This window comes from Pseudarthrobacter sp. B4EP4b, from assembly GCF_006680095.1.
Classification (GTDB): Bacteria; Actinomycetota; Actinomycetes; order Actinomycetales; family Micrococcaceae; genus Arthrobacter.
In genome coordinates, this window is record NZ_VHIJ01000016.1 from 46,835 (window position 1) to 65,878 (window position 19,044).

Here is a 19,044-nt window from a genome sequence, read left to right on the forward strand (position 1 = left end):
CTGGTGCAGCCAGCGCCGTAACGAAGTAGGGGACCAACACACATGACGGCAGGCGGTGCACACCTCGGGACGTCGGAAAGCCAGCCTGGCCCGCCGGCCACTGCCGCGGCCGCGCCCGTGAAGCGCCGGGTCTATGTAGCAACCATTGAAGGATTCCTCGGCGCCCTGATGATGTTCGTGGGCTCGATCGGCACCGGCTGGATCGCCAACGGCTCGCCCATGATCCGGCAGCCCGTCGTCATCGCGCTGCGCACCGAGGGCTGGGGCGTGACAGTGTCCACGGTGCTGCTCACGGTGGGTGCCATGGTGCTGATGCGTTCGTGGCTCCGGCTGGGCCAGCGCCTTGCCGAGTGGGGCGCTTCCTCGTTGCGGTCCGTGGTCATTGCCATCTCCGCCTGGTCCCTGCCGCTGCTCTTCTGCGTGCCGGTCTTCTCCCGTGACGTCTACGCCTACACCGGCCAAGGCAGGCTGGTGATGGAAGGCCAGAACCCGTACCAGGTGGGCATTTCCACCCTCAACAACTGGTTTGCGCTCGGCGCCGATCCGGCCTGGGCCGAAAACAGGACCCCTTACGGCCCCTACTTCCTGTGGCTGGCGCGCGCCGTCGTCGGACTGACCGGAGCCCAGCCCGACGCATCAGTGCTGCTCTTCCGCCTCCTGGCCGGCGTGGGCGTCCTGCTCTGCGTGATCTACGTGCCCAAACTTGCGGAACTGCACGGCATCAACGGGGCCCGGGCGCTGTGGATCGCCGTAGCCAACCCCCTGTTCCTGATCAGCTTCATCGCCAGCGCCCACAACGACGCCCTGATGGTGGGACTCGCCGTCGCCGGCGTCTACTTCGCGGCCACGCGCCGCTACCTGCTGGGCATTCTCCTGGTCACCGCGTCCATAGGCATCAAGCCCATCACCGTGCTCCTGCTGCCGTTCATCGGCGTGATGTGGGCCGGCCCCTCCGCGTCCTGGCCGCGGAAGTTCCTGATCTGGGGCGCGACGGCGGGCATCAGCCTCGGCATTCTGGCCGTCAGCGGGATTCCGTACAACCTTGGACTGGGCTGGACCTGGGCCATCATGGACCCCACCCCCGGCTACACCGGCTACTCTCCGTCGGGCTTCCTGGGCCAGCAGGTGGAGTTCCTGGCCAACGTGCTGGGGTTGCCGGGCGGCACGTTCGCCACCCTGCTGCGGACGGGCATGAAGTATGCCGCGGTCGGGCTGGTCCTGCTGCTGATGTTCCGCGGGGACTACTCGCGCGCGGTGCGGCGGATGGCCCTGGCATTCACCGCCGTGGTGATGCTCTCACCCATCATCCAGCCCTGGTACATCCTCTGGTTCATCCCGTTCCTCGCCGTCACCGGGATCCGGGACGACTGGCAGATCAGGTCCTTCTACGTGGCCGTCACGTTCTTTGTGGTGTTCGGGGCGCAGGACCAGCTCTCGGTGTGGTCCTTTGTGGAACTGCCCATCGACGCGTCGTCGCTGGCATTCATTACCGCCCTGGCATTTACGTTCTACCTTCTATTCCTCGACGTGCATACACGCAAACTGCTCATCGAGGCCAAGCCCTGGGACCTTGCCAAACGGGGCTGGACCTGGAGCCTGGACCGGTGGGAAAGGTACCAGGCCTCGCGGAGCGGCTAAGCGCCCGCAGGCACCGCGGCAGGCTTCCGGCCCAGTTCCGCCGTCCGCTTTACGGACCACCACAGCAGTACCACCAGGAGCACGTTGCGCGCAGTGAGGATCGCGGCCATCACCGGGTGGGCGTGGATGAGCGGGGTGTAGAAGAGCGGGTAGATCACGAAGGTGGTCATCGCGATCCCCATCAGCAGGGCAGCCGGGACCTTCCACCTGTTCCAGTCGTGCGCCAGGCCGGCAATGATCACCGGCGCCAGCCAGATGATGAACTGCGGGGAGCCCACCTTGTTGAACACGATGAAGGCGGTGACCATCATGAGCGAACCCTCAAGGAACAGTTCCTCCCGCTCCGCCCCGCGGTTCAGTGCACGGACCAGCAGGACGGCGGCTCCCACCGCGGCGAGGATCAGCAGGGGCTGCATCAGGAATGCCGCCGTGCCGGCCCCCGGGCCGTAGACCTCGGTGGAGTTGATGGCGGTGTTGTCCGCCATCTTCGAACCCGCGATCTTGAAGACGCTCAGCCACACCCATGGTGTGGAGAAGGTGGCCTCCAGCTGCATGCCCCGCTCGCCCTGGTTCAGGAGGAAATCCAGGATGTGCCGCAGACCGCCGGACAGCCAGGTTCCCAGCGCCACCACGGCGGTCACCGCGGCCCCGGCCAGGACCACCTGAATACGCTTCCGGCTCGCGATCACGATGGGCACCAGCACGGCGGCAGGCCACACCTTGATCCACGTGGCGATGCTGAGCAGGATGCCTGCCACCACCGGCCGCTGGGCGGCATAGAGCAGCGCGATCAGCACGATGGGGGCGGTGATGCCTTCCACCCGCGCGAAGCTGAGGTAGCCCATAAACACGGTGAAGAACAGCCACCACCAGGCCGGCGCGATGCCGCTGACCTTCCGCGGTCCGCGCGTGAGGAAGGCAAGTCCGACGGCGTTGAGAGCCGTGATGATCAGGAACCAGACGAGCAGGTACAGGCCGGGCCCTGCGATGTTCGCGAGGAAGATGGGGAGCTGTGCCAGCACCGGGTACACCCACGGGCTGATCTTTCCGTCCAGGTCCTGCGGGTTGTAGCCGTCCTGGGCCCACTGGCGGTACTGCTCGGTGTCGCTGAAGGTATCGCCGTTGAGGAAAAAGGACGCCATCCAGCCCAGGAAGTAGAGATGGACGACGGCGAAGCCCCACCACACGCTGGACGGGCGGGCGAACCAGTCCACCACCGTGGCGGGGATGACTTTGGTGCGGACGGTCACCAGCCGGTCAAAGAACTTCGTGGAAATCTTAGGACTCCTTGAGCGCGGGAGCGGCTGCGGGCGTCTTCTTGCCCAGCAGGTAGAGGCGCCGGACGCTCCAGATGAACAACACCACCAGCAGGACGTTGCGGATGGTCAGCACCAGCGCCATCCACGGGTTGTTGTGGCTGAGGGCGTCGTAGAACAGCGGGTAGATGAAGTACGTGGCCACGGCGATGACAATCAGCATGGCAGCCGGCACCCGCCATTCCCGCCAGCTGTGGGCCAGCCCGACGGCGACCGCAGGGGCCAGCCACACCATGAACTGCGGGGAGCCCACCTTGTTGAAGACCACAAACGCGGTGGCGAGGGTCAGGGCGCCGGCCAGGAGAAGCTCTGTGCGGTCCACGCCGCCGCTGGTTTTTCCGTTGTGCAGCGCCCAGAATGTCAGGCCCGCCACCAGCAGCGCGGCCAGGACCAGGAGGGGCTGCATCAGGACGGACATCAGCGCAGTACCGGGACCGTCCACCTGCATGGAGTTGATGTCCGTGTTCATGTACATCCGCGAGCCGCCCACGTTAAGGACGGACAGCCAGAGCCAGGGCGTGGTGAAGGTGGCCTCGAGCTGCATGCCCCGGTCGCCCTGCTGGGTGAGGAAATTCAACAGCTTGGGCACGCTGCCCACTGCTGCTGCCAGCGCAATGACGCCCGCCGTCGTCGTGATTCCGGCAAGCACCACCAGGATCCGGTTCCGCACCACGGCGAACAGGGCCAGCATGATGGCCGCCGGCCAGACCTTCACCCAGGTGCCGATGGCCAGCAGGATGGAGGCGATGAAGGGCCGGCCCACACCGTAGGCGAGGGCCACCAGGACCAGCGGTGCGGTGAGGCCGTCCACGCGGGCGAAGCCGAGCCAGCCCATGAGGAAGGTGAACGCGAGCCACCACCAGCCGGCGGGGATGGCGTTCTGGTCACGGCCGCGGTTGGTCAGCTTCAGCAGTGCCCAGCCGTTGAGCAGGGTGGTCATCAGGACCCAGAGGAAGAAGAACGGTCCGGGTCCCGCGATGCCGGCGATGGCCATGGGGATCAGCGCGAGGATGGGGTACACCCAGGGGCTGGGGCCGCCGGTGAGGTTGGCGTCGTCGAAGCCTGCCATGGCCCAGTCCCGGTAGATGAACGTATCGCTGAAGGCTTCGCCGCGCAGCGACAGGGAAGCGGCGAAGACCAGGAAAACCAGGTGCATCACGATGAAGCCGCCCAGCAGTCCGCGGCCGGTGTTCAGCCGGTTCCGGGCGGGTGCGGGAAGGATGACGTTGCGGATCCGGGTGAGATTGCCGAAGAAAGCGTCCGTGGAAATGGCGGGATCCTTGTCAGGTCGTGGCACAGGTATGGTGTTGTGCTGGTGGCTTGGGTTCTGCCGCATGGCTGGTTCAGGGGCATCGGAGCCGTCCGGAAACAGCTTCCACTCCTGTCCAACTCTAATTCACGGTGCTTTGGCCCCGTAATTTGCTGGAGCGGGCCCCGGCCGTCAAGCGTTTGACCTGCGACGACTTATTACTTGATTTTTCAAGTTGCTGGTGATCCATTACTCGGGCATCATGAACTGGGCACAAAGGTGCCCAACTTCGTCTGCAGCCTTGGGGAGCGCAGGTGTTAGATATGAACCCCTACCCCCAAACACTAAGGCTAGACCATGAACTTCCCACTGACCCTCACCGTTGCCGACCGCCAGAGCATGGACAGCGAGCTTGACGCCGCCGTCACCGCTGCCAAAGCCCACGCGCTGGCCGAGAAGCGGCACGGCATCCTGGTCACCCGGCACGGCGTGGACAAGTTCACGGTGGCGCTGAGCGAATCTGTTCCCTTCGGCCTCACCCAGGAACACCAGGCCTGGTAGGCCGCCCCGCGCGCCTTCGTCCGTAGCGGCGTTATTTCTCTTCGGCGCCGCCGCCTGACACTCTTCCGCTGCGCTGCTGCAGGCGGTCAATGTGCTTGGACGCTTCAGCCTTGCTGAGATCAGCGGGCAATTCTTCCCCTGCCTCGCGCGCCAGCGTATCGAGGTAGCTGCGCTGTGCCGCTGTCATGGGCTCATCTCCTGTGACCCAATCCTCAGGGTCCCGGTTCAAGCCTGCATCCGGCTCGGGTGTGGAGCTTCCGATGGTTTCCTGGTTTTCACTCATGCCGAAAAGTCTAGGCTCCGGGACTGACAGCGTGAACCTGCAGGCTTTCGCCGATGTCCCGCCCTATCCGGTGCAACAGCGCGGCCGAGAGTTCGGCATCCTTGGACGAGTCCCGGTCCGTGTACTCCGCCAGCGTATAAACGCGGGCAAGCGACATTTCGGACCAGCGCTCCCGTGGAAGGAGTGAGCGGCCGGCGACGGCAATGATCGGCCGGTCCCCGGACCGGCGGGCGACGGCGGCGGGCAGTTTCCCGGCCAGCGTCTGGTCGTCGATGCTTCCCTCCCCCGTGATGACCACGTCGCAGCCGTCCTTGCGGGTGTCGAAGTCCAGCAGGTCCAGGAAGTAGTCCGCGCCCGACACCTGCCGCGCCCCCAGCAGCAGGCATGCATAGCCGATGCCGCCCGCGCTGCCGGCACCCTCGTTTTCGGCCAGGGCCGCGGCGTCCCCGAACCCTGCCTCGGACATCTTCGCCACGAAATTCGCCAGGCCGGAATCGAGCGCGGCAACGTCCGCAGCGGTGGCGCCCTTCTGCGGCCCGAACACCGCGGGTGCGCCGTGCGGTCCGCCGAGCGGATTGTGGACGTCGCTCGCAACGATCAGTTCGGTTTCGCGGAGTTCCGGAAGCGCCGTCGGCTCTACGGTGTGGATCTGGCCCAAGTCCCGTCCGCTGCCCTGCAGCTGACGCCCGGCGGCATCACGGAAGCGGAAGCCGAGGGCGGTAAGCATTCCCATCCCGCCGTCGGTGCTGGCGCTGCCGCCCAGGGCAAGGATGATCCGGGCGGGGTTGAGGCTGAGGGCAACCAGGACCGCATCGCCGAAACCGCGGCTTGACGCTTCCATCGGTTCGAGCTTTCCGCCGGGCAGCAGCCCCAGCCCGCAGGTGTTCGCCACCTCAACAACCGCCGTGACGCCGTCGAACGCGATGCCCGCCTGGACAGGCCGGCCCGTTGGCCCGGACACCGTGCAGCTGTGGCGGCCGAAGCCGGAGGCGACGGCCGCGTCAACACTGCCGTCACCTCCGTCTGCCAGCGGAAGGAGCTCGCAGCGTACCGTCCCGGCCGTGGAACCGGCGCCGGGGAAAGCGGCCGAACGGAGGCCGGCGGCCAGGGCGTCGGCGACTTCGGCGGCGGTAAGGCTGCCTTTGAACTTGTCCGGCGCAATGAGGGCGCGGACGCTGTGCGGGGCGGTTGCTGCGGACATGTCAGATGGTTTCCGAGTAGGCGGGGCGGCGGTCAGCGGAGGTGGCGTGGTGCTTCGGTGCGTGGTGCCCGTACTCGTTGAGGTCGTCATCGATCTCGGCGGCGTCCGCACCGTGGATGGGGTCCTCGGCGGGCATGGGCTCCACCGTTTCGCCAGCGAAGACGCGGCGGGCGCGGTCCACGTCCAGGGTGCGGTCCCACCAGGCGATGAAGAGGGTGGCTACGGCGTTGCCGGTGAAGTTCACCAGTGCACGGCACTCGGACATGAACTTGTCGATGCCGAAGATGAGCATGATGCCGGCGGCGGGGATGGTGCCCATGGTGGTCAGCGTGGCGGTCAGGGCGATGAAGCCGCCGCCGGCCACACCTGCTGCACCCTTGGAGGTCAGCAGCATCACGGCGAGCAGGCCCAGTTGCTGGCCGATGGTCAGGTCCGTGTTGGTGGCCTGGGCGATGTAGAGGGCAGCGAGGGAGAGGTAGATCGCTGCGCCGTCGAGATTGAAGCTGTACCCGGTGGGAACCACCAGGCCCACGGTTTCCTTCTTCACGCCGGCGTGCTCCAGCTTGCGCATCAGGCCGGGCAGGGCGGGTTCGGCGGTGGAGGTGCCCAGGATGAGCATGTACTCCTCCTTCAGGTGCCGGATCATCCGGAAGATGTTCAGCTTCAGGAAGGCCATCACGGAACCGAGGACCACCACCACAAAGAGGATGGACGTGACGTAGAACAGGGCGATGAGTCCGCCCATGCTGGTCAGTGATGAGACGCCGTACTTGCCAACAGCGAAGGCCATGGCGCCGAAGGCACCCAGCGGGGCTGCCTTCATGATGAAGCCCAGGATCTTGAACATCACGCCGGTGAGGCGCTGCACGCCGTCGAGCACCGGTGCGCCCACCTTGCCCATGGCGTTAAGGGCGATGCCGAACACCACGGCGATGAAGATGATCTGCAGGATGTCCCCCTCAACGAAGGGGCCCACGATGCTGTTCGGGATAATGTGCGTGAGGAACTGCCACCATTCCTGGTGCTGGCCGGCGTCGATCAGCTTCGCGGCGGAGTCGGAGGTCTTGATGGTGCCGGCGTCCGCGTTGACGCCGTCACCCAGGCGGAAGATGTTGATGGCCACCAGCCCGAACACCATGGCGCAGATAGTGCCGATCTGGAAGTACGTCAGGGCCTTCAGGCCCGTCATGCCGACCTTTTTCAGGTCCGCCACGCTGGCGATGCCGCCTACGATGGTCAGGAACACGATGGGGCCGATGAGCATCTTCATTGAGTTCACGAATGTGGTGCCGATGGGCTCCATCGCGATGCCGGCGCTCGGTGCCAGCCAGCCGACCAGGATGCCGATAACAATCGCTGTCAGTACCCAGAAGTAAAGCTGCCGGTACCAACGTGTTTTCCGGGCCGCGTTTTGTGTTGTTCGCGCGCTGCCGGCTGAGCTGATGTGATCCATGATTCCTACCTCATTGTGGAACGTCGCTGGAAGTTGTGAAGACTTGGGGGAGCGTCCGACGGCGGCCCGCAAGCCGCCGTCGGACGTTTGAGTTGGGAGAAGCTGGGTTAGACCGCGGCGGGTGCCCGGGTCAGGGCCTTGATGATCGCCTCGGTGACGTCGTCCGTGGTGGCGTCGCCGCCGACGTCGCGGGTCAGGTGCCCGGAGCCGGTGGCTGCCTCGATGGCTGCTTCCACCCGGCGGGCTTCCTGGTGCAGGCCGAAGTGGTCCAGCATGAGGGCTGCGGACGCGATGGCGCCGATGGGGTTGCTGATGCCCTGGCCGGCGATGTCCGGGGCGGAGCCGTGGACCGGTTCGAACATGGACGGGAAGCGGCGCTCCGGGTTCAGGTTGGCGCTGGCGGCCAGGCCCAGGCTGCCGGCAAGCGCGGAACCGAGGTCGGAGAGGATGTCGGCGTTCAGGTTGGAGGCCACCACCACGGACAGGTCCTCGGGCTTGAGGATGAACTTGGCGCTCATGGCGTCCACCAGCACGCTTTCGGTCTGCACATCCGGGTAGTCCAGGGCCACGCGCTGGAAGGTTTCGTCCCACAGGACCATGCCGTACTGCTGGGCGTTGGACTTGGTGACCGAGGAGACCTTCTTTACTGTGCGGGTCCGGGCTAGGTCGAACGCGAAGCGCATGATCCGCTCGCAGCCCTTTTCGGTGAACAGCGCGGTCTGCAGTGCCACCTCGTTGCCGGGGCCGCGGCCGCTCAGGTTGCGGCCGCCCAGGCCGGCGTATTCGCCTTCGCTGTTCTCGCGGACCACAACCCAGTCGAGCTCGGTGTTGTCCGCCTTGCGGAGCGGGGACTGGATGCCGGGCAGGAACTTCACCGGGCGGATGTTGGCCCACTGGTCGAAGTTCTGGGTGATGTTCAGGCGCAGGCCCCAGAGGCTGATGTGGTCCGGGACGTTCTCCCAGCCGACGGCGCCGAAGTAGATGGCGTCGAAGTCCTTGAGGGCTTCCAGGCCCCTGGGGTCCATCATCTGGCCGGTCTTTTCGTAGTAGCCGCAGCCCCAGGGGAACTCGGTCCAGTCGAAGGCGAACCTGCCGTTGGAGTCCTGTGCCAGGGCGTCCAGTACGCGGCGGCCTGCGGAAACAACTTCCTTGCCCACGCCGTCGGCGGGGATGGATGCGATGCTGAATTTCTGGGTGGCGCTCATGCCAGCCTCCTCGTTGAGTGTTTGCAGTGAGCCTGTTAGCGCGGTCACACTGTCCTTCCTCTTCAAGTAGACGGCCCCCGGGCAGGCAGCGTCCAAGACTTAGTTTCGATACGCCTGATAGGAACGGCCTATCTATTGCTGCTGGTTTTCCGTGTGCCGGGCCGCGACGCCGAGGAAGGCTTTGGCCGCCGGCGTGAGGTTTTCCTTGCGGCTGAGGACGGCGACGTCGAGGTGGTGCACGGGTTCGATGAGCAGCGTGCGGAGGCCCGCCTTGTGGGCCGTGGGCGCCCACGACGACGGCATTACCGCATGGCCCACACCCGCGAGTACCAGCGGCAGGATGGAGGTCCGGTGGGCCACCTCGACGACGATTTCGACCTTGACGCCGTGCGCCAGGGCATCGTCCACCAACCAGCGCATCAACGAACCGCGCTGGCTGGCGATGATGCGGTGGCCGCCGAGGTCCTCCCGCTGGATGGCTTTGCCGCCGGCCGGGAAGGTGTCAGCCTGCGGGTTGACGATGAGGATCAGCGGCTGGCGCTCCAGTTCCAGGACCTCCACGCCGGGGACCCGGATGGGCGTGGGGGAGCCTGCCAGCCCGATTTCCGTGCTGCCGCTGCGGACGGAATCGATGACTTCCTCCGGCGTAAAGGCGGCGCTGACGTTGAGCCGGACCGAGGGGTGGAGCCTGGTGAAGTCCGCGATCATCGACGTCAGGGGTTCGATGCCGGGGGAAGGCATGGTGATGATGTCCAGCCGCCCGCTGCGGATGCCGCGCAGTGCCTGGACCGCGGACTGGGCGGCGTCGAGGTCCCGCATCACCAGCCGTGCCGGGCCCACCAGTTCCTTCCCCGCTTCGCTGAGTACCGCCCGCCGTCCGATGCGGTGGAACAGCGGAACGCCAAGTTCCTTCTCCAGGCTGGCGATGGTCTGGCTCAGCGACGGCTGGGCGATCAGCAGGTGCTCCGCCGCCCGGTTGAAGCCGTCATGGTCCACCACGGCGAGGAAGTATTTGAGTTTGCGGGTGTCCACGCCTGCTCCTTTGCCGGTAAGCCTGACCGGGTGGAACGGCAGACGGAAACGGAGCTGATGCACTCCTTCCATTTCCAATGTATCGCCCCGGGTGGGGCTTGCCGCAAGGCCCCGTGGGGGCCGGATAATCGACGAGGCCTCAACCGGAGAGAACGGGAGCAAGCGATGACTGAGCATGCGGTAGTGATTGTGGGTGGCGGCCCCACGGGGTTGATGCTGGCAGGGGAGTTGGCGCTCGCGGGAGTTGATGCAGCCATTGTGGAGCGGCGCCCCAGCCAGGAGCTGGCAGGTGCACGGGCAGGCGGCCTGCACTCACGGACCCTTGAAGTCCTGGACCAGCGCGGCATCGCCGGGCGGTTCATCGCCGAAGGGCAGCCGGCCCAGGTGGCAGGGTTCGCGATGACGCGCCTGGACATCAGTGACTTTCCCACCCGCCATCCCTACGGGCTGGGGCTGTGGCAGAACCACATCGAACGCATCCTGGCGGGTTGGGTGGACGAGTTGGCCGTGACGTTCTACCGCGGGACGGAGGTGACGGGCCTCGCCCAGGACAGTGCCGGCGTCGACCTCCAACTCAAGGATGGCAGCACCCTGCGTGCAGGCTATGTTGTGGGGTGCGACGGCGGCAGGAGCCTGGTGCGCAAAGCGGCGGGCATTGAATTTCCCGGCTGGGATCCCACCACCAGCGCCCTGATCGCCGAGGTGGAGATGACTGGCCAGCCCGAATTCGGCGTGCACCAGAATGCTTTCGGCATCCATTCCTTTGGCCGGCGGGAGTACAAGATCGTGGACGGCAAGGTGGTCTACGCGGACAGCGGGCCGGTGGGCGTGATGGTGACCGAGGAACACGTGGGGCCTCCCACCGAGCCAACCCTGGAGGATCTCCAAGCAGCACTGGTTGCCGTTTGCGGCACCGATTACGGGGCCCACAGTCCCACGTGGATTTCCCGGTTCACGGACATGACCCGGCAGGCTTCGACGTACCGCTCCGGCCGGATCCTGCTGGCCGGCGACGCCGCACACGTGCATGCCCCGGACGGCGGGCAGGGCCTGAACATCGGGGTGCAGGATGCGGTGAACCTGGGCTGGAAGCTGGGGCAGGTGGTCAAGGGGGCCGCCCCGGAAACCCTCCTGGACACCTATCAGGCGGAGCGGCATCCCGTGGCGGCGCGGGTGCTGCGCAACACCATGGCGCAGAGTGCGCTGCGCCGCCCGGATCCTCGGATCAAGGCCGCCGGGGAGGTGGTGGCCGAGCTCCTTGGCATGGAGGAGCCGCGCCGGAAGTTCGCCGGGATGCAGTCCGGCCTGGACGTCCATTACGACCTAGGCGAGGGACACCCGCTGCTGGGACGCCGGATGCCCGACGTCGATCTTGCCACCGGGGATGGGGCGCTGACCGTGTATTCGCTGCTGCACGAAGCGCGGCCGCTGCTGCTGAACCTAGGTGCGCCGGGCGTCTTGGACAACGTGCAGCGGCCGGATCGGGTGAAGCTGGTGGTTGCGCAGTATGGCGGGACGTGGGAACTGCCGGTGCTCGGGGAGGTCCCCGCTCCCGCAGCTGTCCTGGTCCGGCCGGACGGATATGTCGCCTGGGTGTGGGATGGTACGGATGCGGGCTTGGCGGAGGCTCTGGCAACCTGGTGCTGATGCGCCCTAGGTTAGGAGTATGACCGCCAAGACCGCACTTGTAACAGGAGCATCCTCAGGAATCGGGGAGGCCACTGTCCGCAAGCTGCAGGGCCTCGGCTATACCGTGTACGGCGCGGCCCGGCGCACGGACCGGCTGCAGGAAATGGCGGCAGAGGGCATCCGGCCGCTCGCCATGGACGTCACCGACGAGGCCTCGATGAGCACCGGCGTCGAGCAGATCATTGCCGATGCCGGCCGCATCGACGTCCTGGTCAACAATGCCGGATACGGCTCCTACGGCGCCTTGGAGGATGTCCCCATTGATGAGGGCCGGCGGCAGTTTGAGGTCAACGTCATCGGGGCCATCCGGCTGGCGCAGCTGGTCCTGCCGCACATGCGCGGGCAAGCTTCGGGCACCATCGTGAACGTCACCTCGATGGGCGGCAAGATCTATACCCCGCTGGGCGGCTGGTACCACGGGACGAAGTTTGCCCTGGAGGCGCTCAGCGACTGCCTCCGCCTGGAGGTCAAACCGTTCGGCATCAATGTGGTGGTTATTGAGCCCGGCAGCATCGCCACGGAGTGGGGCGGCATCGCGGCGGACAATCTGGAAGCTACCTCCGGGCGCGGACCGTATGGGGCGCAGGCCGAAGCTGTGGCCAGGACCTTGCGGGCGGAGTCGGCCGGAAACCGGAACTCACCGCCGTCGGTGGTGGCGGACGCAATCGGGAAGGCGGTGACCGCCGCGAAGCCCAAGACCCGCTACGCGATGGGCTTCGGCGCCAAACCGCTGATAACTGCACGAGGATTGCTCGGCGACCGCCAGTTCGACGCTGTGATCAGCCGGGCCCTCGGACTGCCGCGCAGTTGACCGCCGGATTGGCCGGTCCCCTGCTCAGGAGCTTTTACAGGTGCGCATCCCTGACATCCGGCGGCGTGGCGCCCTGGAGGACCCACCGGTTGCCGTCCGGATCGGCGAACTGGGCAAACAGCACGCCACCCATGTCCTGGACTTCGCTGATGTCCGCGCCGCGGCGGACCAGTTCGTCGCGGGTGGCACCCATATCCGGCACCACCAGCTGCAGTCCCTCCAGGCTGCCCGGCGGCATGGCAGTCATCCCGGTGCCGATAACGATCGACGTGGCCGAGCCCGGGGGCGTCAGCTGCACCACCCGCATCCCCGGAACGTGCTCCACGTCGTGGTCGAGCACGAAGCCCAGTTGCTCGGTGTAGAAGGACTTTGCCCGGTCCACATCGGACACGGGTACCTGGACAACCTCAAGGCGCATCTCCATTGGGCCACCGTACCCTGCGCAGCCCTTCAGGGAGCGTCATTTAGACGACGGCGCTGTCCCGGCTTTCAGCATCTGCGCCTTGCGCGGCGGCAGCCCGCGGGGAGGCTGGGGCGGCAGCCCGGTACGGCAGGTCAAGGGTGAAAACAGCCAACGGGACTTTGGGCGGTTCCCGGTGGACGTCCCGCTCAGGCCGGTGTTCAAAACCAAACCGGACGTACAGGCGCTGCGAACGCAGGTTGTGCTGCGCGGTATCCAGGACCAGGCGTTCAGCACCCCACTCCGTGGCCACATTCGCCCCTTCCGCCAGGAGGGCGTAGCCAAGCCCTTGTTTCCGGGCCGCCGGAAGTACGGCGAGCAGTCTCAGTTCTGCTTCTCCCACACCGGCCTGGCGCGCGTAGGGGACACCGTGCGGGAAGATGCTGGCGGTGCCCAGGAGTTGGCCGTCGGTTCCCTCGGCCACCAGCAATACGCCCTGCCGGTCCCGGCCCTCGGCATCGAGCAGCAGGGCGAGGCGTTCCCCGTCCGGCAGGGCGGCGCCCGGTTCGAGGTGGCCGAATCCAGCCAGCGTCAGTTGCCCGATGTCCCGGTATTCGTCGGGGCGTGCCCGGCGCACAATAAAAGTCATTGGCCCACCCTACGGCCCCAAAAATCAGCAGCCCAAAGCAGGTGAGCAGTGTTTCACGAGGTTGCGCTGTGTGTTTTCCAACGCCCCGCCTTGCGCCATCAGTGCTGGCCAGATGCCCCTTTTCGTTACTCCATGCTTCGGGCCATGACCGCATGTTGCCTACGGCGTCAGTGGGTTTCAGCCGGGATTGAACAGCGCACCGGCGGGTGGTTGGTTGGAATAACCGGCCTTGAAAGGAAAGAACATGACGGAACACTTTGATCTCACCCCGCAGCGCCTGCGCCACGTCCTGGGCCACTTTGCCTCCGGACTGACCGTCATCACCGCCGCCACGGACAATGGTCCGGCGGGCTTCACGTGCCAGTCCTTCTCTTCCCTGTCGCTGGAACCCGCACTGGTCACCTTCAGCCCGGCACGCAGCTCCAGCACCTGGCCGCAGCTGCGCAACGCCGGCCGGTTCACGGTCAACATCCTGCCCGGGGAGCACCAGCACCTGGCAGCCCAGTTCGCCCGGTCCGGCACCGACAAGTTTGCCGGCGTGGACTACTCGGAGTCGCCCCTGGGCAACCCCGTGCTGGACCAGGCGCTCGCCTGGGTGGATTGCGAACTGCATCAGGAGTACGACGGCGGCGATCACACCATTGTGGTGGGTGCCGTCCGCGCCCTGGGGGCACGGGACGGCGCAGAGCCGCTCCTCTTCTTCAAAGGCCGCTACTTCGAAGGAGTGGAAGCGCGCGCCCGCCGGCTGGAGCAGGTCGCATGACGGGGGCGAGATCCCGCTCGCGGGGACGGGTCCGGCGCGCGGCAGGAGCCTGACGGCATGATCGGCACACTCACCCGCAGGATCCAGGCGACCTGCGCTGATGAGCTTTCCCTGCTCCGCCGCCAGATGTATTCCCTGGCCTGGCAGGAGATCCGCGAAGGCGGGGTGGAGGGGGCCGCCACGGCGATGGCCCGCAAACCTTCGTGCGTAACCCACGGGGTCAGCGTGGACGTTGTCTGCTTCGCCCAACGCGCCACCCTCGAGGACGCGCCCTTGATGATTTCGGTTGCCATGCACCTCCACCCTGGCCGCCGGTCCGATGAGGTGTACTGGGAGGAGGCCGATGCGTGGGCGCAGGCGGTGGCCGGCCACGAACGGTTCAGGGTTGAAGCGCGCGGCGGCCTGGAAACCCTGGATGGCAGGGTCTTCCACTATGCGCTGACCGAGAAGGCGCCCGAGGCCCGGGCCGTTCCGCTGGCATGGCCGTCCTGATCCAAGAAAGGCGCCGTCCAGGAGGCTCATGACCTGGACGGCGCCTTTCTTGCTTTCGCAAGTATCAGTTAGAGCTGGAGTCTGCAGTTGCTGCGTTTTTTGCGTCCAGCTCCTGGGCGGCTGAAATACGCCGATCGAGCTTCGAAAGCGTTTCCGGAGCGAGGATTGTGGCGACCACGGTGATAACGCCAATGATGCTGAAGTACAGGATGACCCAGCCCGGCTTGCCGTTGCCGGCGGTGAGGAGCGCGACGGCGACAAGGGGTGCGATGCCGCCGGCCAGGACCGAGCCGAATTGGTAGCCCATGGACGCGCCGCTGTAGCGCAGCTTGGTGGAGAACAGTTCCGCGAAGAAGGCGGCCTGGGGGCCGTACATTGAGTTGTGGAAGACTGCGAGGCCGATGATGATGGCCAGCGTTGCCAGCAGTGCGCTGCCGGTATCCGTCATGACGAAGTACAGCGGGAAGAACAGGAGTCCGCCGATGGAACCGAACAGGTACAGCGGCTTGCGGCCGATCTTGTCGGAGAGGATTGCCCACAGCGGGACGGCGAAGACGCCGATGGCGGAGGCAATCAGAACGGACATGGTGCCCTGGTTGGCGCGTTCAGCACCGAAGGTCTTCATGATGTAGACCACGGAGAAGGTGGTGTACAGGTAAAACGCGGAGTTTTCGGCCAGGCGCATTCCGACGACCAGCCAGATGCCCTTGGTTTCCTTCTTCATGGCCTCGCCCAGCGGCTTCTTCGCGGTCTCGTTGGCCGCCAGGAGTTCCTTGAAGTCATTGGAGTCTTCGAGCTTATTGCGGACCACCATGCCGGTCACGATCAGGATGACGCTGAGCAGGAACGGCAGGCGCCAGGCCCAGGCGTCAAACTCGGCTGCCGGGACGGCTGCCTTGACGGCAAGGACGCTGGAGTTGGCCAGCAGCATGCCTGCCGGGACGCCCATCTGGGTGAAGCTACCGAAGAATCCGCTGCGTCCGGCAGGGGCGTGTTCGATGGAGATGACAGCCGCGCCGGCCCACTCGGCTCCGGCGCCAAAGCCCTGCAGCAGGCGCAGGACGGTCAGCAGGATGGGAGCCCAGACGCCGATCTGTGCGTAGGTGGGCAGCATTCCCATGGCCAGGGTGGCGAAACCCATGATGAGCAGGGAGAGCACCAGCATCGGCTTGCGGCCGATCTTGTCACCGAAGTGGCCGGCGAACATGCCGCCGAACGGGCGGGCAACGAAGCCCACCGCGTAGGTGACAAATGCCATCAGCAGGCCAGTGGCCGGATCCTGTTCCGGGAAGTACAGGCGGCTGAAGACACCGGTCGCGGCGAGCAGGCCGAAGATGTAGTAGTCATACCACTCAATGGTGGTGCCGATGAAGCTGGCGAGGGGAACGCGCCACGGCGTCTTCGCCTTGGCTTGGGTGTTCGAGATCGTCATTAATCTTTTCTTTCGGATGGAGACGGTGGGACCGGCAGTGCTACCAGTCGAGGGCGATGTATTTGGTTTCGGTGAAGTCCAGCAGGCCCTGGTGGGCACCTTCGCGGCCCAGGCCGCTCTGCTTGACGCCACCGAACGGTGCTGCGGGGTCTGACACAAGTCCGCGGTTGAGGGCCACCATTCCGCTTTCGATGCGCTCGGAGACCCGGAGCCCCCGGCGGAGGTCCTCGGTGAACACGTACGCGGCGAGGCCGTACTCGGAGTCGTTTGCGGCTGCGATGACTTCCTCTTCGGTGTCGAAGGGGATGACCGAGGCCACCGGTCCGAAGATTTCCTCGGTGACCATACGGGCCTGAAGCGGCACGTTGGTCACGACGGTGGGCGGGTAGTAGTACCCGGCGCCGTCGACGGCCTGGCCGCCGGCGAGGAGCCGTGCGCCCTGGCTGACCGCGTCGCGGACCAGCGAATCGACTTTGCGGACGCTGGCCTCATCCACCAAAGGTCCAACTTCGGTGCTGGCATCGGTGCCTGGGCCCACCCGCATGGCGCCCATGCGTTCGGCCAACCTGCGGGCGAACTCGTCGTGGATGCCGCGCTGGACGTAGATCCGGTTCGCCGCGGTGCAGGCCTGTCCGCCGTTGCGCATCTTGGCTACCATCGCGCCCTCGAGCGCCAGGTCCAGGTCTGCGTCATCGAACACCAGGAACGGGGCGTTGCCGCCTAGTTCCATGGAGCATTTGAGGACGTTGTCGGCGGCCTGGCGGAGCAGGTGGCGTCCGACGCTGGTGGAACCGGTGAAGGACAGCTTGCGCACCCGGGGGTCGGCGAGGATGGGCGTCATGACTTCACTGGTCTTGCTCGTGGTGATGATGTTCACCACGCCTGCCGGGACACCGGCGTCGATCATCAGCTGGGCGATCGCCAGGGTGGTCAGCGGCGTGAGCGTGGCCGGCTTGAGCACTGCGGTGCAGCCGGCGGCCAGCGCCGGCGCCAGCTTCCGGGTAGCCATGGCCGCCGGGAAGTTCCAGGGGGTGATCAGGACGCAGACGCCGATCGGCATGTGCTGGACGAGGATCCGGTTGGCGCCCGACGGCGAGACGGACACATCGCCGATGATCCGGACCGCTTCCTCGGCGTACCAGCGGAAGAATTCGGCGGCATACGCCACTTCGCCGCGGGCGTCGCTGAGGGCTTTGCCGTTTTCGAGGGAGATGAGGCGGGCGATCTGCTCGCTGCGCTCGGTCATCAGGTCGAAGCAGCGGCGCAGGATTTCAGCCCGCCGGCGCGGCGGGGTCGCTGCCCAGTCCGGGAAGGCTGCGGCGGCGGCGTCGACGGAGGCGAGCCCGTCCTCGACATCGGCGTCGGCGATGTCGGTGATGACGGAAGCATCGGAGGGGTTGATCACCTCGACGGTGTCACCGTTGCTGGCGTCCTGCCACTTCCCGGCAACCAGCAGCTGGCGGGGCACGGTCAGGCCGTTAATGTCGAGCGGTTCAGAGATTGAAAGGAGGGTCATCAGTGGTCCTTAAGTGCTGATCAACGGATGGTGCGGTCGCCGGCATAGGCAGCGGAAACGATGGAGGTGACGGCGTCGAGGTCAAGCGGCACCGGGTTGTTGTCGATGAGCCGCTTCGAGTTCAGCGACAGTTTGGCGATCCGGGCGAGGTCGCTTTCCTGCACGCCAAGGTCCTGCAGCGTCGGGGGCAGCTCGATGGCTGCGATGACCTCATCGATTGCCTCAACACCTGCGACGGCAGCGGCACGGGTGTCCAGCCCGCGGATGTCGCGCCCCAGGGCTTCAGCGATCTGCGCCAGCTGCGGCTGGATGGCCTCGAAGTTGTGCCGGACAACGTAGGGCAGCAGAAGGCCGACGCCCACGCCGTGGGGAGTGTGGGTGAGGGCGCCTACCGGGTACTGGATGGCGTGTGCCGCCGCGGTTCCGGCGTTGCTGAGGACCACGCCGCCGTAGAGTGCGGCGAGCATCATCCCGGCCCGGGCCTCGGTGTTTTCGGGGTCCTTGTAGGCGGTCACCAGGCTACGGCCCACGAGTCCGATGCCGTTCAGGGCAATGGAGTCCGTCAGGATGTTCTTGCCGACGAAGACCCGTTCGCTTGCCAGTGAGGAGGTGGGTTCCCGGGTGATGGCGGTGAAGGACTCCACCAGGTGCACGAAGGTGTCAGCGCCGGTCGCCGCCGTCAGGGACGGCGGGCAGGAGTAGGTCAACTCGGGGTCGCACACCGAGGCGAACGGGATGATGTGGGGGCTCGAGATGCCCATTTTCATGCCAAGTTCAGGATCGGACACGACGGCGATGGCCGTGGCTTCGGAACCGGTGCCGGCGGTGGTGGGCAGCGCGATGACGGGCTTGACGGGGCCGGGGACGGCGAACTCGCCGTAGTAGTCGCTGGGCTTGCCGCCGTGGGTGAGCAGCACGGAGACGACCTTTGCCATGTCCATGCAGCTGCCGCCGCCGAAACCGATGATGACATCGATCTCCTGGCCCTTGAGCTCCTCGACGCAGGCCACGATCCCGGGCACCGGCAACTCCGCCTGGGTGTCGCCGTAAACCCGGACGGTCAGGTTCTTGTCTTCGAGGCTGCGGACCAGGGCCGAAAGGTCCTCGGAGACGGCCAGCCGCGGATCGGTGCAGATGAGGACGTCGGTTCCGAATTCGGCTGCGATATCGGCGACGGCGAAGCGCTGCTGGGCGCCGACGACGACGCTCCGCGGCAGACGGAGGACGCCGAAAGTTGCGGGACGGATACCCGCTGCGTGCGCACACGACATTGTGAATAACTCCTAGAAATGGGATGGGCGGGCTTCCTGAAAGGTGCCGCAGATCTCAGCATTCCAGAAGCGGGTGACCCTCA

Annotated in this window: 18 protein-coding genes; 6 read left to right on the forward strand and 12 right to left on the reverse strand. The window is 66.2% G+C overall.

Going from position 1 to position 19,044, the window contains the following annotated elements:
• Window positions 1–42 precede the first annotated feature (42 nt).
• Window positions 43–1,638 (forward strand): polyprenol phosphomannose-dependent alpha 1,6 mannosyltransferase MptB, encoded by a 1,596-nt coding sequence (gene mptB / locus FNL14_RS05840; protein WP_142058424.1) that lies wholly within the window; start codon window positions 43–45, stop codon window positions 1,636–1,638.
• On the opposite strand, the gene FNL14_RS05845 is transcribed toward mptB, so the two are convergent.
• Both FNL14_RS05845 and FNL14_RS05850 read right to left on the reverse strand, forming a co-directional pair.
• Complete coding sequence (locus FNL14_RS05845; RefSeq protein WP_142058426.1) at window positions 1,635–2,888, reverse strand: glycosyltransferase 87 family protein; 1,254 nt, start codon at window positions 2,886–2,888, stop codon at window positions 1,635–1,637. The genes mptB and FNL14_RS05845 overlap by 4 nt on opposite strands.
• 28 nt (window positions 2,889–2,916) lie before the next feature.
• Entirely contained in the window at window positions 2,917–4,251 is a 1,335-nt protein-coding gene (locus tag FNL14_RS05850) for a glycosyltransferase family 87 protein (protein WP_142058428.1), read from the reverse strand.
• A 309-nt stretch (window positions 4,252–4,560) separates the two neighbouring features.
• On the opposite strand from FNL14_RS05850, the gene FNL14_RS05855 reads away from it, so the two are divergent.
• Window positions 4,561–4,764, forward strand: a complete 204-nt coding sequence (locus tag FNL14_RS05855; RefSeq protein WP_091418988.1) for a hypothetical protein — start codon at window positions 4,561–4,563, stop codon at window positions 4,762–4,764.
• Between the two features lie 31 nt (window positions 4,765–4,795).
• On the opposite strand, the gene FNL14_RS05860 is transcribed toward FNL14_RS05855, so the two are convergent.
• The 5 genes from FNL14_RS05860 to FNL14_RS05880 form a co-directional block, all read right to left on the reverse strand.
• Window positions 4,796–5,047, reverse strand: a complete 252-nt coding sequence (locus FNL14_RS05860; protein ID WP_091418990.1) for a DUF3072 domain-containing protein — start codon at window positions 5,045–5,047, stop codon at window positions 4,796–4,798.
• Window positions 5,048–5,057: 10 nt separating this feature from the next.
• Window positions 5,058–6,248 (reverse strand): glycerate kinase, encoded by a 1,191-nt coding sequence (locus FNL14_RS05865; protein WP_142058430.1) that lies wholly within the window; start codon window positions 6,246–6,248, stop codon window positions 5,058–5,060.
• 1 nt (window position 6,249) lies between these two features.
• Window positions 6,250–7,701, reverse strand: coding sequence for a C4-dicarboxylate transporter DctA (gene dctA, locus FNL14_RS05870; protein ID WP_142058432.1), 1,452 nt, complete (start codon window positions 7,699–7,701; stop codon window positions 6,250–6,252).
• A gap of 107 nt (window positions 7,702–7,808) precedes the next feature.
• Entirely contained in the window at window positions 7,809–8,906 is a 1,098-nt protein-coding gene (locus tag FNL14_RS05875; protein WP_142058434.1) for a tartrate dehydrogenase, read from the reverse strand.
• Between the two features lie 132 nt (window positions 8,907–9,038).
• Window positions 9,039–9,938: a LysR family transcriptional regulator gene (locus FNL14_RS05880; RefSeq protein ID WP_142058436.1), complete on the reverse strand. Its 900-nt coding sequence runs from the start codon at window positions 9,936–9,938 to the stop codon at window positions 9,039–9,041.
• A gap of 165 nt (window positions 9,939–10,103) precedes the next feature.
• On the opposite strand from FNL14_RS05880, the gene FNL14_RS05885 reads away from it, so the two are divergent.
• The gene (locus FNL14_RS05885) at window positions 10,104–11,585 is read left to right on the forward strand and encodes an FAD-dependent monooxygenase (protein ID WP_142058438.1); all 1,482 of its coding nucleotides are present in this window, start codon (window positions 10,104–10,106) and stop codon (window positions 11,583–11,585) included.
• Window positions 11,586–11,604: 19 nt separating this feature from the next.
• The gene (locus tag FNL14_RS05890) at window positions 11,605–12,438 is read left to right on the forward strand and encodes an oxidoreductase (RefSeq protein ID WP_142058440.1); all 834 of its coding nucleotides are present in this window, start codon (window positions 11,605–11,607) and stop codon (window positions 12,436–12,438) included.
• 34 nt (window positions 12,439–12,472) lie between these two features.
• Here the strand turns inward: FNL14_RS05890 and FNL14_RS05895 are convergent, their stop codons facing one another.
• Entirely contained in the window at window positions 12,473–12,862 is a 390-nt protein-coding gene (locus tag FNL14_RS05895) for a VOC family protein (protein WP_142058442.1), read from the reverse strand.
• A gap of 40 nt (window positions 12,863–12,902) precedes the next feature.
• Window positions 12,903–13,487 carry a GNAT family N-acetyltransferase gene (locus FNL14_RS05900; protein ID WP_142058444.1) on the reverse strand — a complete coding sequence of 195 codons (585 nt, stop codon included), beginning with the start codon at window positions 13,485–13,487 and terminating at the stop codon, window positions 12,903–12,905.
• A 244-nt stretch (window positions 13,488–13,731) separates the two neighbouring features.
• On the opposite strand from FNL14_RS05900, the gene FNL14_RS05905 reads away from it, so the two are divergent.
• Complete coding sequence (locus FNL14_RS05905) at window positions 13,732–14,250, forward strand: flavin reductase family protein (RefSeq protein ID WP_142058448.1); 519 nt, start codon at window positions 13,732–13,734, stop codon at window positions 14,248–14,250.
• A gap of 57 nt (window positions 14,251–14,307) precedes the next feature.
• Complete coding sequence (locus tag FNL14_RS05910; RefSeq protein WP_142058450.1) at window positions 14,308–14,742, forward strand: hypothetical protein; 435 nt, start codon at window positions 14,308–14,310, stop codon at window positions 14,740–14,742.
• Between the two features lie 64 nt (window positions 14,743–14,806).
• Here FNL14_RS05910 and FNL14_RS05915 read toward each other — a convergent pair whose 3' ends face one another.
• Genes FNL14_RS05915 through FNL14_RS05925 form a run of 3 tightly spaced genes read right to left on the reverse strand, consistent with a single transcriptional unit; the run spans window position 14,807 to window position 18,961 of the window.
• A complete protein-coding gene (locus tag FNL14_RS05915; protein WP_142058452.1) occupies window positions 14,807–16,174 on the reverse strand; it encodes an MFS transporter in 1,368 nt (455 codons plus the stop codon).
• Window positions 16,175–16,214: 40 nt separating this feature from the next.
• A complete protein-coding gene (locus FNL14_RS05920) occupies window positions 16,215–17,690 on the reverse strand; it encodes an NAD-dependent succinate-semialdehyde dehydrogenase (RefSeq protein WP_091419005.1) in 1,476 nt (491 codons plus the stop codon).
• Window positions 17,691–17,710: 20 nt separating this feature from the next.
• Entirely contained in the window at window positions 17,711–18,961 is a 1,251-nt protein-coding gene (locus FNL14_RS05925; RefSeq protein ID WP_142058454.1) for an iron-containing alcohol dehydrogenase, read from the reverse strand.
• Window positions 18,962–19,044: the final 83 nt, after the last annotated feature.

Excerpts from the sequence above, each read along its gene's own strand:
- FNL14_RS05865 (WP_142058430.1), bottom strand. The coding sequence starts at position 6,248 with ATGTCCGCAGCAACCGCCCCGCACAGCGTCCGCGCCCTCATTGCGCCG.
- FNL14_RS05905 (WP_142058448.1), top strand. The coding sequence starts at position 13,732 with ATGACGGAACACTTTGATCTCACCCCGCAGCGCCTGCGCCACGTCCTG.
- FNL14_RS05885 (WP_142058438.1), top strand. The coding sequence starts at position 10,104 with ATGACTGAGCATGCGGTAGTGATTGTGGGTGGCGGCCCCACGGGGTTG.
- FNL14_RS05860 (WP_091418990.1), bottom strand. The coding sequence starts at position 5,047 with ATGAGTGAAAACCAGGAAACCATCGGAAGCTCCACACCCGAGCCGGAT.
- FNL14_RS05875 (WP_142058434.1), bottom strand. The coding sequence starts at position 8,906 with ATGAGCGCCACCCAGAAATTCAGCATCGCATCCATCCCCGCCGACGGC.
- dctA (WP_142058432.1), bottom strand. The coding sequence starts at position 7,701 with ATGGATCACATCAGCTCAGCCGGCAGCGCGCGAACAACACAAAACGCG.
- FNL14_RS05890 (WP_142058440.1), top strand. The coding sequence starts at position 11,605 with ATGACCGCCAAGACCGCACTTGTAACAGGAGCATCCTCAGGAATCGGG.
- FNL14_RS05895 (WP_142058442.1), bottom strand. The coding sequence starts at position 12,862 with ATGGAGATGCGCCTTGAGGTTGTCCAGGTACCCGTGTCCGATGTGGAC.
- FNL14_RS05920 (WP_091419005.1), bottom strand. The coding sequence starts at position 17,690 with ATGACCCTCCTTTCAATCTCTGAACCGCTCGACATTAACGGCCTGACC.
- FNL14_RS05855 (WP_091418988.1), top strand. The coding sequence starts at position 4,561 with ATGAACTTCCCACTGACCCTCACCGTTGCCGACCGCCAGAGCATGGAC.
- FNL14_RS05910 (WP_142058450.1), top strand. The coding sequence starts at position 14,308 with ATGATCGGCACACTCACCCGCAGGATCCAGGCGACCTGCGCTGATGAG.
- FNL14_RS05900 (WP_142058444.1), bottom strand. The coding sequence starts at position 13,487 with ATGACTTTTATTGTGCGCCGGGCACGCCCCGACGAATACCGGGACATC.
- mptB (WP_142058424.1), top strand. The coding sequence starts at position 43 with ATGACGGCAGGCGGTGCACACCTCGGGACGTCGGAAAGCCAGCCTGGC.
- FNL14_RS05925 (WP_142058454.1), bottom strand. The coding sequence starts at position 18,961 with ATGTCGTGTGCGCACGCAGCGGGTATCCGTCCCGCAACTTTCGGCGTC.
- FNL14_RS05915 (WP_142058452.1), bottom strand. The coding sequence starts at position 16,174 with ATGACGATCTCGAACACCCAAGCCAAGGCGAAGACGCCGTGGCGCGTT.